Below are 13,433 nucleotides of genomic sequence, written 5' to 3' on the forward strand. Positions count from 1 at the left end.
CCGATGCGCGCGGCATCCCGTTCAACGACTGTATCCGGAGCAGGAAAATGACTGCAAAAGACGTGAAATTCCGCGACGGCGCGCGCCAGCAGATCGTCAAGGGCGTGAACGTGCTGGCCGACGCGGTGAAGGTGACGCTCGGCCCGAAGGGCCGCAACGTCGTGATCGAACGCGGCTTCGGCGCGCCCGTGATCACGAAGGACGGCGTGTCGGTCGCGAAGGAAATCGAGCTGAAGGACCGCTTCGAGAACATGGGCGCGCAAATCGTCAAGCAGGTCGCGTCCAAAACGGCCGACGTGGCCGGCGACGGGACGACCACCGCCACCGTGCTCGCGCAGGCGATCGTGCAGGAAGGCATGAAGCACGTCGCGGCCGGGATGAACCCGATGGATCTGAAGCGCGGCATCGACAAGGCCGTCGGCGCGGTGCTCGACGAGCTGCGCACGCTGTCCCGGCCGATTTCGACCCACAAGGAAATCGCGCAGGTCGGTGCGATTTCCGCGAACTCGGACGAAGCGATCGGCAAGATCATCGCCGATGCGATGGAGAAAGTGGGCAAGGACGGCGTGATCACCGTCGAGGACGGCAAGTCGCTGGAGAACGAGCTCGACGTGGTCGAAGGCATGCAGTTCGATCGCGGTTACGTGAGCCCGTATTTCATCAACGATCCGGCGAAGCAGGCGGCCTATCTCGACGATGCGCTGATTCTGCTGCACGACAAGAAGATCTCCAGTGTCCGTGATCTGCTGCCGATCCTCGAAGCGGCGTCCAAGGCCGGCAAGCCGTTGCTGATCGTCGCCGAGGATGTCGAAGGCGAAGCGCTCGCGACACTCGTCGTGAATTCGATGCGCGGCATCCTGAAGGTCGCCGCCGTCAAGGCGCCGGGTTTCGGCGACCGACGCAAGGCCATGCTGGAGGATCTCGCGATCCTGACCGGCGCGACGGTCATCTCGGAGGAAACCGGCAAGCAGCTCGACAAGGCCACGCTCGAGGATCTTGGTCGTGCGAAGCGTGTCGAGGTGCGCAAGGACGATACGATCATCATCGACGGCGCGGGCGATGCGGCGCGCATCGACGCGCGCGTGAAGTCGATTCGCGTGCAGATCGACGAAGCGACGAGCGACTACGATCGCGAGAAGCTGCAGGAGCGCGTCGCGAAACTCGCGGGCGGCGTGGCGGTGATCAAGGTCGGCGCGGTCACCGAGGTCGAAATGAAGGAGAAGAAGGATCGTGTCGACGATGCGCTGCACGCCACGCGCGCCGCGGTCGAGGAAGGCATCGTGCCGGGCGGCGGCGTCGCGCTATTGCGTGCGCGCGCGGCGCTGTCGGACATCCGGGGCGCGAATGCGGACCAGGACGCCGGCATCCGGATCGTGCTGCGCGCGCTGGAGGCGCCGCTGCGCGTCATCGCGGCCAATGCGGGCGACGAACCGTCGGTCGTGATCTCGAAGGTGCTCGAAGGCACCGGGAACTTCGGCTACAACGCGGCGACCGGCGAGTACGGCGATCTGGTGGATGCGGGCGTGGTCGACCCGACCAAGGTCACGCGTACCGCGCTGCAGAACGCCGCGTCGATCGCGAGCCTGGTGTTGACGACCGATGCGACCGTCGCGCAAGCGCCGAAAGAGGACAGCGCCGAGCCGGCTCCCGCCCCCGAACTCGGCTACTGACCGGTGTCGCAGGTTCGCCTGCGATCGTCGAACAGCCGCTGGCCGGAGCGGCTTTTCCCGGCGCGCGCGACAGCGGGGGGGCGCGCCGCGCCGTTTTTTCATGTTTGCGAGACCGACCATGAAGCTCGAACTCTCGATCGATTCCAGGCCGCTGCACGTCGAACTCGACGACGTCATCGCGGGCCTGCTCGCGGCACGGCTCGGCCTGCCTCCGGATGGCGACCATCGCGTCGCGCTCGCCCGCTACCTTGGCGACGCGGCGGGGCCGTGGACGCTGGACGACGCCCATATGCGCAAGCGTGTGATGCGCCGCCTGATTCTCGACATCGCCGATCCGACACTGGTCATCCAGTACCTGATGGCCGACCAGACCGACCAGACCGGGTCCGGCGAAGCCGGCGCGTGACGCGCGCCGAGCGTTCCATGGCGAGTGCGTGCACAGAGTGTGCGTCGCGCAGCCGGCTCATCGAACGTTCGCCGCCTGCAGTGTCAGGCTATTGTCATTTCATCATCCATCGCATGACGAAGCGGCACTCGCGCCGACGCCCGAGCGCCCGTCTTCGCGCTTCCGGTCAGGCTCCGCCGTCCGGCTTGCCGGGCGCGCGGCCCTGCGGGACCGGCTGGCCTGCACCCAGCTCCGCACCGGTCACCGGGTCGCTGTCCGGATCGGACGCGAGCCGCTGCGCCATCGCGTCGATCGCGTCCATCTGCTGCGGCTCGAGCATTCCTTCGGCAATACCGGTGCCGCCGTCGACGGCCGGCTGGGCGTCGCGGATTTCGAGGCCCTCCCCATGGTTCCAGGGGCCGACCAGCGGCGCCGCGTCCGGCTGCATCCGGAAGTACACGCTGTCGTACGGCGCCTTCGGCGGCAGCTTGCCCGGCGGGAAATTCGCGGTGATCGCATACAGCGCCTTCTCGAACGACTTCAGGTGCGAGACCTCGCGCGTCATCAGGAAGCCGAGTGCGTCGCGAATGCCGGGATCGTCGGTCACGTTGATGAGCCGTTCGTAGATGATCTTCGCGCGCGCTTCGGCCGCGATGTTCGAACGCAGGTCGGCGGTCGGTTCGCCGATCGTGTCGATGTACGCGGCCGACCACGGCACGCCGCCCGAATTCGTCAATGGCGCGCCGGCGCCGTACAGCACCTGCGTCACGTGGCTGTCGTTGCCCGCGCCGTGCAGCTTGCGGTACAGCTCGGCCTGTTCGTCGACCGCTTCGGCGAGTTCGCCCTTGGCGCCGCGGTTGAGCATCGCGGCCATCGAGCCGATCACCTCGAGATGGCTCAGCTCCTCGGTGGCGATGTCGAGCAGCATGTCCTTGCGGCCGGGATCCTCCTCGGTGATCGCCTGAGTGAAATAGCGCATCGCGGCGGCGAGTTCGCCTTGCGGGCCGCCGAACTGCTCGAGCAGCAGATTGGCGAGGCCGGGATTCGGCGCGCCGACGCGCACCGTGTACTGAAGCCGTGTGTTGTGGATGAACATGGCATCTCCGTGGAAAGGGTTGCGCGACATTCGCGGTGGCGACCCAGCACGAATCGATCCCGTGGCCGGCCGACGATCCCGGGTACGCGGCGCGATTCCGGTCGGCGTGCGCAGTGTCGTGGAGCGGTTTTCGGCGGACGCTGGCGGCGTTCGCACGCGTGCGACGCAACGCATCGCGACGCCGGCAGACGAGGGCCGGTCGGGCGCGAGCCGGCGCCGGATGACGAAGGCGCGATCGGTTCGCGAGGCGTCGTTTCTCGCGTATGGAGCGGACCGTTGCCGATGCAAGGGCGCGGCACGCGGGAAGGGCAGCGTCGGCGGCAATACGAGCGCGTCGCGTGATCTGCAACCCTCGTTGCCGGATTTTCAAGCGGTTGTCATTTCGGCAGCATGAGCCGTGTCACGCCGGCGCGTGACGCGCGTTTCGTGAAGATGGCGATGCGCGGCGACGGACGTGCCGCGTTGCTGGCGGGGCCGATCGGCGCGATGACGTTTCGGTTGGACGGCAACCGAACGGCCGGTGCGTCAGCATCCGGACGATCGTGGCTGCTCCTGTTCCCCGCGGTGCCCCGCGAACCGGATGACGCCAGGCGCGCGGGCCGGCCGGTTCATCGCGCTTTCAGCATTTCGTCGGCGAGCCGATAGGCGCTGATCGCGCGCTTCGATTCGTAGTCGGCGATCGTCGACACGTTGCGCCCGGCATCGCGCGACAGCAAGCCCTGCAGCGCGGCGGCGGCGAAGAAATCGCGCAGCTCCGGCGTCGCGGATTTCGGCTCGGGCGGAGGGGCTTCGACGATCGGCCCCGCTTTCCAGAAAACGGGCGACGGCGTGGCGGCCTTGGAGACGGCGGCGGTTTGTTTGATGCTCACATCCTGGGAAAACGGCGTCATTTCTTCCCCTTCGATCAGGTATCTGTTGGCGAAGCAGTGTAACGTCCCCGACTGCGTGGGCGAGCATCGTTTCATGTTGTTCTTGAGCGGTACTAACCGCTTGATCGACGCGAATATTCGCCGGTAATACGGCATCCGTCAAAGGAAATAAATTGAATCCGACGGGCCGACGCACGAGCACGATTCGTTCCCGCTGGCGATCGACCCGACGCATCGCGTTTCGCCAACCAAGGGGAATGGTATGTCGGCACGAATGACGTCCGGGTGACGCACCGGCGTGCGGCCGTGGCGCTCCGCCGCACGCCGGTTGCAAGCCTTTCGTCAGGCGCCCGGTCTCGCTTGGCGGTGTCTTACAATGCGCATGGACGCCCGGCGGGAAGTATCGCCGGCGGGATCGCGGGACGGCGGGGCGAGGACGATGCGACCCGGTATCGATCGGCGCCCGGCACAGGATGTTCGGCAACACCATCAGGAGAATTCAATGGCACGGCAAGCGCCTACGCACAAGGAGCAGCCTCCATCGCCCGCGACGTTGAAAAGCGATCTGTCGTTTCCGGTCGTGGGCATCGGTGCGTCGGCAGGCGGCACGACGGCCTTGCAGACCTTTTTCGAGAATGCGCCGACGGGCATGGACATGGCGTTCGTCGTCGTCGTCCATCTCGCGCCGGAACAGGCCAGTCATATGGACGCCGTCCTGCAGCGCACGACGGGCATGCCGGTGCATCAGGTGACGTCCACGGTACCGATCGAGAAAAACCATATCTACGTGATCGCACCGGGCATGCACCTCGAGATGTCGGACGGTTGCCTTCGTTGCCACGGCCGGGATCCATCCGATGGGGTTCCGTTCACGATCGACCACTTCTTTCGGACGCTGGCGGACGCGCACGACTGGCGCGCGGTCGGCATCGTGATGTCCGGCACCGGCTCCGACGGCGCGGCGGGCTTGAGCCGCATCAAGGAGGCGGGCGGCATTACGCTCGCACAATCGCCGGACGACGCCGAGCACGCAGGGATGCCGCAGCATGCGATTGCGATGGCGCGCGTCGATATCGTGCTGCCGGTGGCCGACATGCCGCAACGGTTGCTCGAACTCTGGTCGAATGCGCGCCGTATCGAACAGCAAAGCCTCCAATTCGCGCAATCGCTGCACAACGTCGAGCGGCCGACGATCAACGATCCCGAACGGGCGCTCTCCGACATTCTGATGCACCTGAGGGTACGCACCGGCCACGACTTCCGGCTGTACAAGCGGGCGACCGTGCTGCGGCGTATCGAGCGGCGCATGCAGGTCAACGGCCAGCGTGATCTCCTCGCGTACCGGGATTTCCTGCGGGCCACGCCGGAAGAAGCGAACGCGCTGCTGGCGGACATGCTGATCGGCGTGACCCAGTTCTTCCGCGATCGCGAAGCCTTCGATTTCCTCGAACGGGAAGTGATCGGCTCGTTGTTCGCGTCGGAGTCCGGCGAGGAGCAGGTCCGTGTGTGGGTGGCCGGATGCGCGACGGGCGAAGAGGCGTACTCGATCTCGCTGCTGCTGGCGCGGGCGCGCGAGGCCGCGATGTCGAGCCAGGCCATCCAGGTCTTCGCGACCGATATCGACGAAGCGGCGATCGTCCGCGCGCGGACCGGTTCCTACCCGCTGTCGATCGCGAGCGACGTGCCCGCCCCGCTGCTGCAGCGGTATTTCACGCGGGATGGCGCACACTACGTGATCGCGAAGGCGGTGCGCGAGCGCATCCTGTTCGCGGCGCACAGCCTGCTGCGCGACCCGCCGTTCTCGCACCTCGACCTGATTTCGTGCCGCAACGTGCTGATCTATCTCGAGCGCGCGGTGCAGCGGCAAATCCTCGAGCTGTTCCATTTCGCGTTGCGCCCCAACGGTTACCTGTTCCTCGGCACCGCGGAGTCGGCCGACGCGGCGGACGATCTGTTTGCCGTCGTGGACAAGAAACGCCGGATTTACCGTGCACGCGTCGTCACGCATCGCGCGAAGCCGGCCACGGGCTTTCCGCCGCTGTTCCAGGTCGAATCCGGCGCATCCGACGAGCGGGCCGCGCCGCAGCCGCCGTTGCGCGTGCCGGCCAGCCCGGCCCAACGCAACTTCTCCTATTCGGAGCTCCATCAGCGCGCGCTCGAAACGTATTCGCCGCCGAGCGTCATCATCGACAAGGAATCGAACGTCGTTCATCTGTCGGATAACGCCGGCCGGTTCCTGCGGCACGTCGGCGGCGAGCTGTCGAGCAACATCATGACGCTGGTGCTGCCGGATCTGCGGCTCGATCTGCGCACCGCGATTTTCCGTGCGCTGCAAACGGGCACGAGCGTGGAGGCGCGCCGGGTGAAATGGGCACACGATGGCCGCGTGTCGTGGATCAACATGACGGTCAGGCCGTTTCACGACAAGGTCGCGAATGCGGAATTCCTGCTCATCGTGTTCGACGAGGTGGCGGGCCGCATGACGGAGGAGGACCAGGTCGAGACGAGCGGGCAGGATCCGGTTCTGGCCCAGCTCGAACAGGAGCTGCAGCACAGCCGCGAGCAACTCGCGACGATCATCGAGCAGTACGAAACGTCCGTCGAGGAATTGAAGGCGTCGAACGAGGAGCTGCAGGCGATCAACGAAGAGTTGCGTTCCACGAGCGAGGAACTGGAAAGCAGCAAGGAGGAACTGCAATCGGTCAACGAGGAGTTGACGACGGCCAACGCCGAAATGCAGGCAAGGATCGAAGACACCGCGAAAGCGAACGACGATCTGCACAACATCATCGCGTCGAGCGAGATCGCGACCGTGTTCGTCGACAAGGAAATCCGGGTCAAGCGGTTTACGCCCAACGCCACCGCGATTTTCAACCTGATCGATTCGGACCTGGGCCGGTCGCTGTTCCATATCACCCATGCCCTGCGGTATCCGACGCTGGCCGACGATGTCCGGCAGTCGTTTCAGTCGCTGCGGCTGATCGAGCGCGAGATCGAGAGCGAGGCTGGCCGGTGGTATCTGATGCGGTTGCTGCCCTATCGGACGGCGGACGATCACATCGACGGCGCGGTGATCACGCTGATCGACATCACCGACCGGCATCACGCGGAAGAGGCGGCGCGGGCCGGCGAGCAGCGCCTGCGTCTGGTCGCGCAATCGACCAAGGACTACGCGATCATCATCCAGGACGGCAACGGGTCCATCGTGAGCTGGAACGCCGGCGCGGAACGCATATTCGGCTATACGGAAGAAGAGATGATCGGCCAGGACGTGGATCTGATCTACGAGCCGAGCGACCGACAGGCGCTCGTACCGACGCGCGAGCGCGACATCGCGACCCGCGAAGGGCGCGCGGACGACGAACGCTGGCACCGGACCAAGGACGGGCGGCGGATTTTCTGTAGCGGCGTCGTCACGCCGATTTCCGATACGTCGTTCAACGGCTTCGCGAAGATCGTGCGCGACATGACGCTGCGCAAGCAGAGCGACGACGCGAACCGTGAAGCGCTCGCGCGGGAACAGGCGGCCCGCGAGCAGGCGCTCAGTTCGAGTCAGCTGAAGGACGAGTTCATTGCCGTGCTGTCACACGAGCTGCGGCATCCGCTCAACCTGATCGGCGTCAAGGCGGAAATGCTGCCGCGCCTGCCGGAGACGCGCGACATTGCCGCCGTGCGCGAAGCCGCGGATTCGATTCGGCAGGCCGTGCGCGCCCAGGCGCAGATCATCGACGATCTGCTCGATCTGTCGCGCATCCAGACCGGCAAGCTCGCGCTCGAGCTGGGCCGGGTCGATCTGACGGCGATGTTGCGCGGCATCACGGATACCTGCGAGCTCGACGTGCACGCGCGCGGCCTGGTCCTGCAAACGGAGTTGCCGACGGAGCCGGCCATCGCGCTCGCCGATCCGGTGCGATGCGAGCAGATCTTCTGGAACCTGATGTCCAACGCGCTCAAGTACACGCAACCGCACGGCCGGATCGTCGTGCGTCTCGCGCACGAGGGCAAGATGCTGCGCGTCGACGTGATCGACGACGGGCAGGGGATCGACGGCGATACGCTTCCGCATGTCTTCGACATGTTCCGGCAGGCGCCGCGCGACAGGACGCGCGGCGGTCTCGGCATCGGGCTGGCGCTCGTTCGGCAACTCGTCGAAATGCATGGCGGCCGGATCGCCGCCGCGTCCGATGGCCCGGGCTCCGGCACCACGATGACGGTATGGCTGCCGGCCGCATCGACCGAGCGCGCCGTGCCTGCGGGCAGCGGCGTGCCGGAGGGGAATATCGCCGGCCTGCGCGTGCTGCTGGTCGAGGACGATCAGGAGACGGCGACGTCGCTCACCGCGCTGCTGGAACTGGCGGGGGCGGTGGTCCAGAGCGCGAAAAGCGGCGCCGCGGCGTTGACGATGCTGCAGGAGGCAACCGTGGACGCGATCGTGTCCGACATCGGGCTTCCCGACATGGATGGCTACGCGTTGCTTCGACGGATCAAGACCGATCCCCGCTGGGCCACGCTCCGGACCGTCGCGCTGACCGGCCGCAATCGCCAGGACGACGTCCGGGCTGCGACGAAGGCCGGCTTCGACAGCCATCTGTCGAAACCGCTCGATTTCGGGATGTTGCTCGCGGTGCTCGGCGACGCGCATCACGACACTCCATGACGGCCGACGGCCCGCGCGTGCATCGCGGGTCGGTCGGGCGCGGCTCGCCGCGGCGGCGTTTGCGCCAGCGCCATTCGACTCGCGTTGCGTCGTCTGCGCCCGCCGGTGACGGAATGCCGGTTCAGGAACCCGATTTGCGGCTATATCCGGAAAGGGGGGGCTATGGATCGTCGAGATATCGTCGTAATCGCATCGTCCCGGGGTGGTCTCCCGGTCCTCCGGACCCTCGTGGCGGGCATCGCCGCGGATTTTCCGGTGCCGATTTGCATCGTTCAGCACATTGGTCGACATCGGACGATTCTGCCCGATCTGTTGTCGCGATGGGGCACGCTGGAGGCAAGCGAGGCGCGACACGGGCAATCGCCTCAGGCCGGCAGAATTTACGTGGCGCCGTCCGACCGGCACATGATCGTGCGCGATGGCGATCTCTGGCTGCTCGATACGGCCGCCGAGAACTTCACCCGGCCGGCTGCCGATCCGCTGTTCCGGTCTGCCGCCCGCGAATACGGTGCCGGTGCGATCGGCGTGGTCCTCAGCGGCGACCTCGATGACGGCGCGGCTGGCCTCGCGGCGATTCGCGCCCGGGGCGGCTACGGTATCGTTCAGGACCCCGACGAATGCGAAGCGCCGTCGATGCCGCGCAGCGCACTGGCCGCGGCGGGCGCCGATGTGGTCGCAAGGGCTGGAGAGCTGCCGCAGGCCATTCGTGCGGCGGTCTACGGCGCACGTGTGACGGAGCGGCGAAAGGCGGCGGACTTGCGCGACCTGGACCACGAGAGCGGGATTGCGGAGGAGGGCCTCGTCGATCCCGGGCTGCTTGACGCGATCGGCACGCGTTCCGCCCTCACGTGCCCCAGTTGTCACGGCGTGCTCTGGCGCATGCGCGACGATCGTCCGTTGCGATACCGATGCCATACCGGGCATGCATTCTCCGCGCTTTCTCTCGACGACGTGGAAGCCCAGAAAGCGGAGGATGCGATATGGGGGGCGATCCGCGCGGTTCACGAGCGCATGATTTTTGCGCGCGAGCGCCAGGAATGGGCGCGCCGAACCGGCAACGCCGAGGGCGTCGCGATCGAACAGGCTCGCATCGACGAGAACCAGCGACTCGCGGACGTGCTGCGCGATGCGGTCGGCGCGGCGCTGGGCGGGGACGAACCGGGCTGAGCGCAGCGGCGCGCGGCATCCGCGCCACGGATTTTATCCGGGCACGAACACGCCTAGCGCCGCGATCGCCATCGCGAGCGTCGCGACCCATCCACCCCACGCGAGCGTGCCTCTGACGGCGAACTCGCCCATGACTCGTCTGCTTCTCGCCATCAGCATCATCACGACCATGATCGGCACGGCGCTTACGCCGTTGATGACGGCGCTCCAGTAAAGCGCGCGGATCGGGTCGAAATGCGTGAACGTGAACGCGATTCCGCCGACGATCGCCAATACGATCACTGCATAGAATTCGGGCGCGACGCCCCACTGCAACGCGAGACTGTTGCGCCAGCGGAACGTGCCGGCCGCCGCATAGGCGGCCGATCCCGCGAGCACCGGCAGCGCCAGCAGGCCGGTACCGACGATGCCGAGCGCGAACAGCACGTATGCGAAGTGACCGGCCACCGGCTCGAGCGCCCGCGCGGCGTCCGCCGACGTCTTGACGTCGATGTGATGGGTGTGGAGCGTGGCCGCTGCCGTCAGCACGATGAAGAACCCGATCACGTTCGAGACGCCCATGCCGAACCACGTATCGAAGCTGATCCGGCGCAATTGCGCGGGCGCCTCGCGCGGCATGCGCCGCAGCGGCCGCTGGTCCGGCGCGGCGCGCAACTCCTCGACTTCCTGGGATGCCTGCCAGAAAAACAGATACGGGCTGATGGTCGTGCCGAGCACGGCGACGACCGTGGTCAGATAAGCGGCGGTCGGTTGCGCATGGGGCCGCACGATCGCGCGACCGACCTCGGCCCAGTTGACGGGCACGATGAGGGCGACCGCGACATACGCGAGCAGCGTCAGCGCGGTCCATTTGAGGAGTCGCGCGTAGCGGTCGTACGGAACGAACACCTGCAGCACGACCGACACGCCGCCGAGGCACACGATGTAGAGCTGTTGCGGGCCGGGCAGCAACAAACTGACGGCCGCGCCCATGGCCGACAGGTCGGCCGCGATATTGATCACGTTGGCCGTGATCAGCAGCACGACCGTTCCGTACAGCAGCCATCGCGGGTAGTGGGTGCGCATGTTGGACGCGAGTCCTTTGCCCGTCACGCGGCCGATTCTCGCGCTGACCAGCTGGATGGCCGTCATCAGCGGGTACGTCAACAGCAAGGCCCACAGCAGTTCGAAGCCGAATTGCGCCCCCGCCTGCGAGTACGTGCCGATGCCGGACGGGTCGTCGTCGGCGGCGCCGGTGATCAGGCCGGGGCCGAGACGCCGGACCCACGAGGTCTCATTCGGGGATGGTTTCGTCGGCTCGGGCTGGAGCAAGTCGTTGTCGTTCATGATCGCGGGCCTCCCGGGAGTGCTGCAGGCGCAATCGCCATGCCTGCTCGACGGGCGTCTCGCGCGGGCGGCCCCACGCGACCGTGGAGCGGAAGGAACGAGGATGAAGGGAAGTCCGAGGCGAGGATCAGGCAGCGGCTGCGGATGTCCAGCCGCCGCGCGGAAAACGGGGAGTCGTCGAGGTCGGTTGCATCGACATCGAATCGCTTCTGGACGATGACCGGCGTGACGGCGTATCCGAGGCAGACGTGGTCGGCTCAGAGGGTCTCCGCACCGTCGGCGGGCGAAACCGTCGCATGCATCGCCTGTTCGAGCAGGACCTGCGCGGCTTGCCACGCGTGCGCGGCAGCGTCGCAATCGTTGAACGCCCGTGCCTCGGCCGTGGCGCCGTCCAGCAGCATCATGAAGACCGTTGCCAGCCGGTGGGCGGTTTCGGGCGGCACGAGGGCCTCGATCAGTTCTGCGATCCATTCGACCATGGTGCGGCGATAGCGGATCGCGACGTCCGAGATCGGCGCATAGGCGGTGCCGAACTCGGCCAGCGCCCGCTCGAACAGGCAGCCGGCGAATTCGGGCGTCTTGAACCACGCCGCGTACCAGTCGAAGAGGGTCTTGACGCGCTCGACCGGATCGGCCGCATGCTGCAACTGCGCGGCGATGCTGCCGACGATCAGGTCGTAGCGCTGGACCAGCACCTCGCGGATCAGTTCGTCCTTGCTCGCAAAATGCCGGTACAGCGTCATGCGGGCGACACCGGAATCGTCGATGATCCAGTCGACGCCCACCGGGTGGAATCCGTGCCTGGAGAACAGTTCGGTCGCTTTGTCTACCACCAGCTGGCGTTTGTTGGCTCGCACGAACGGCTTCCTCCTCGGTATTTCACCAACATAGACCGATTATTCTAGCATCACGGGGCTCGACGAAATCGGCCTCCGGCCGTGGTCCGAGGGCGTTGCGGCCTGACACACTTCGACTATGGCGCCGGTCGTCAAGTCACCTGACTGTTGGGTAGACCGATATATATCGTTTGAAGACAGTAGGCAACACTCGCACCGGGGCTGCTGTTGCTGTCGGCCGCGTGCGCGCAGGATCCGCCGGTTACCGCCAGCACGGTGCGGATTCGCGACGACACAGGTTGTTCCGATCGCCCTGAAGATCAGGTTTCCTATTGAAAGAGGGGCAAGGCGGAGGAGCGGGACGATCCGCGCATCGCCGCGCTCAAGCCGTGCCCTTCAGATGGAGCGCAGGAACGCGGCGGACACGCCCAACCGAAGGTCCGACGAGAGATTGCGCGACCGTGCGATTTCCCTCGTGAGCTGCATGACCGTGCGGCAAGCCAGCGTCAGTTCTCCGTGCGGCGACATGGCGAGCGCAATGAAGCGCGGCACGGACGGATCGACGACCATCGACGCTTGCAATCGGCATTCCCGTTCCAGATTGGCGATCGCATAAGGGCCCAGCAACGCATGGATGCCGCCGTCGGCGACGATATGCCCCTGCAGGCTCAGGGAATCGGCTTCCGCCGCGAAATTCAGCGATATCTGGTGTTCGCCCGCGATTTGTTCGAGCCGCTCGCGCCAGCTATTGGGGCGGCAGAAAGAGACCAGCGGAATGCCATCGAGCCTGGAAAACGCGATCGTCGGCTGACGGGTCAACAGATCGCCTTCCGCCCCAACGAGGTAAGTCGCGGCCTCGACCAGATATTCGTCACCGTTTCTCGGCGTCGGACTATTTCGAAACAGGATGGCGAGATCGACGCTGCCGTTCTCCAGCCAGGTTTCCAGCAACGCCCCTTGACCCTCGCGGACCTGTAACTGCACCAGTGGGTAACGCTCGCGAAGCCGATGGTAAACGGTGCTGACAAGCGGATGGGCGGTGGAGGGCAGGATTCCGAGCCTGACTACGCCGATCGGCTCGCCCGCCGTGCTGCGGATGTCGTTGGACAACTGCTCCGTGCTGGCGAGCCACGTCCTCACGCGTGGCGCGATACGCGCGCCCAGCTCGGTCAATACCACGCCGCGCCCTGTCCGTTGAAACAGGCGGCCGCCGCAGTACTGCTCGAGTTCGACGATTTGCCGGCTGATGTGAGGCTGACTGGTGCCGTAAGCAACGGCCGTCTTGCTCAGGCTTCCGAGTTCCGCCGCGTCGATGAATAGCTTCCAGGCCGCATAGTCCATCGCGAAGCCTCTCAGGGGATATGTCGAATCAGTATATCTGAAATGCGAGATTTGGCCGTTCTCGCATGGGTCGTGCGTCCTTACAC

At 66.1% G+C, this 13,433-nt stretch carries 10 protein-coding genes and 1 pseudogene; 6 read left to right on the forward strand and 5 right to left on the reverse strand.

Annotated elements, in window-relative coordinates:
• Positions 1 to 47: 47 nt before the first annotated feature.
• Together groL and CFB89_RS29335 are read left to right on the forward strand one after the other, a co-directional pair.
• On the forward strand, positions 48 to 1,670 hold the full coding sequence (groL, locus tag CFB89_RS29330) for a chaperonin GroEL (RefSeq protein WP_089471016.1): 1,623 nt from the start codon (positions 48 to 50) through the stop codon (positions 1,668 to 1,670).
• A gap of 118 nt (positions 1,671 to 1,788) precedes the next feature.
• On the forward strand, positions 1,789 to 2,076 hold the full coding sequence (locus tag CFB89_RS29335; protein ID WP_179233559.1) for a hypothetical protein: 288 nt from the start codon (positions 1,789 to 1,791) through the stop codon (positions 2,074 to 2,076).
• A gap of 166 nt (positions 2,077 to 2,242) precedes the next feature.
• Here the strand turns inward: CFB89_RS29335 and CFB89_RS29340 are convergent, their stop codons facing one another.
• Positions 2,243 to 3,151 (reverse strand): manganese catalase family protein, encoded by a 909-nt coding sequence (locus CFB89_RS29340; RefSeq protein WP_089471018.1) that lies wholly within the window; start codon positions 3,149 to 3,151, stop codon positions 2,243 to 2,245.
• A 19-nt stretch (positions 3,152 to 3,170) separates the two neighbouring features.
• Between CFB89_RS29340 and CFB89_RS34575 the strand changes: the two genes are divergently transcribed.
• Positions 3,171 to 3,545 carry a hypothetical protein gene (locus CFB89_RS34575; protein WP_144030176.1) on the forward strand — a complete coding sequence of 125 codons (375 nt, stop codon included), beginning with the start codon at positions 3,171 to 3,173 and terminating at the stop codon, positions 3,543 to 3,545.
• Between the two features lie 214 nt (positions 3,546 to 3,759).
• Here CFB89_RS34575 and CFB89_RS29345 read toward each other — a convergent pair whose 3' ends face one another.
• Positions 3,760 to 4,041 (reverse strand): hypothetical protein, encoded by a 282-nt coding sequence (locus tag CFB89_RS29345; protein ID WP_089471019.1) that lies wholly within the window; start codon positions 4,039 to 4,041, stop codon positions 3,760 to 3,762.
• A gap of 481 nt (positions 4,042 to 4,522) precedes the next feature.
• On the opposite strand from CFB89_RS29345, the gene CFB89_RS29350 reads away from it, so the two are divergent.
• On the forward strand, positions 4,523 to 8,677 hold the full coding sequence (locus CFB89_RS29350; protein ID WP_089471020.1) for a CheR family methyltransferase: 4,155 nt from the start codon (positions 4,523 to 4,525) through the stop codon (positions 8,675 to 8,677).
• A gap of 162 nt (positions 8,678 to 8,839) precedes the next feature.
• Positions 8,840 to 9,844: a chemotaxis protein CheB gene (locus tag CFB89_RS29355; RefSeq protein ID WP_089471021.1), complete on the forward strand. Its 1,005-nt coding sequence runs from the start codon at positions 8,840 to 8,842 to the stop codon at positions 9,842 to 9,844.
• A 33-nt stretch (positions 9,845 to 9,877) separates the two neighbouring features.
• Here CFB89_RS29355 and CFB89_RS29360 read toward each other — a convergent pair whose 3' ends face one another.
• Positions 9,878 to 11,170, reverse strand: coding sequence for an Nramp family divalent metal transporter (locus tag CFB89_RS29360; RefSeq protein ID WP_089471022.1), 1,293 nt, complete (start codon positions 11,168 to 11,170; stop codon positions 9,878 to 9,880).
• Positions 11,171 to 11,427: 257 nt separating this feature from the next.
• Positions 11,428 to 12,027: a TetR/AcrR family transcriptional regulator gene (locus CFB89_RS29365; RefSeq protein ID WP_089471023.1), complete on the reverse strand. Its 600-nt coding sequence runs from the start codon at positions 12,025 to 12,027 to the stop codon at positions 11,428 to 11,430.
• 207 nt (positions 12,028 to 12,234) lie between these two features.
• Here CFB89_RS29365 and CFB89_RS29370 point away from each other — a divergent pair.
• Positions 12,235 to 12,339, forward strand: a pseudogene (locus CFB89_RS29370) (sel1 repeat family protein); the annotation flags it as partial.
• Between the two features lie 63 nt (positions 12,340 to 12,402).
• On the opposite strand, the gene CFB89_RS29375 reads toward CFB89_RS29370, so the two are convergent.
• On the reverse strand, positions 12,403 to 13,347 hold the full coding sequence (locus CFB89_RS29375) for a LysR family transcriptional regulator (protein ID WP_089471024.1): 945 nt from the start codon (positions 13,345 to 13,347) through the stop codon (positions 12,403 to 12,405).
• Positions 13,348 to 13,433: the final 86 nt, after the last annotated feature.

It is taken from the genome of Burkholderia sp. AU16741, assembly GCF_002223345.1.
In the GTDB taxonomy this organism is placed as follows: Bacteria; Pseudomonadota; Gammaproteobacteria; order Burkholderiales; family Burkholderiaceae; genus Burkholderia; species Burkholderia sola.

Coding starts and splice junctions, on each gene's coding strand:
- groL (WP_089471016.1), top strand. CDS start 48: ATGACTGCAAAAGACGTGAAATTCCGCGACGGCGCGCGCCAGCAGATC.
- CFB89_RS29335 (WP_179233559.1), top strand. CDS start 1,789: ATGAAGCTCGAACTCTCGATCGATTCCAGGCCGCTGCACGTCGAACTC.
- CFB89_RS29340 (WP_089471018.1), bottom strand. CDS start 3,151: ATGTTCATCCACAACACACGGCTTCAGTACACGGTGCGCGTCGGCGCG.
- CFB89_RS29345 (WP_089471019.1), bottom strand. CDS start 4,041: ATGACGCCGTTTTCCCAGGATGTGAGCATCAAACAAACCGCCGCCGTC.
- CFB89_RS29350 (WP_089471020.1), top strand. CDS start 4,523: ATGGCACGGCAAGCGCCTACGCACAAGGAGCAGCCTCCATCGCCCGCG.
- CFB89_RS29355 (WP_089471021.1), top strand. CDS start 8,840: ATGGATCGTCGAGATATCGTCGTAATCGCATCGTCCCGGGGTGGTCTC.
- CFB89_RS29360 (WP_089471022.1), bottom strand. CDS start 11,170: ATGAACGACAACGACTTGCTCCAGCCCGAGCCGACGAAACCATCCCCG.
- CFB89_RS29375 (WP_089471024.1), bottom strand. CDS start 13,347: ATGGACTATGCGGCCTGGAAGCTATTCATCGACGCGGCGGAACTCGGA.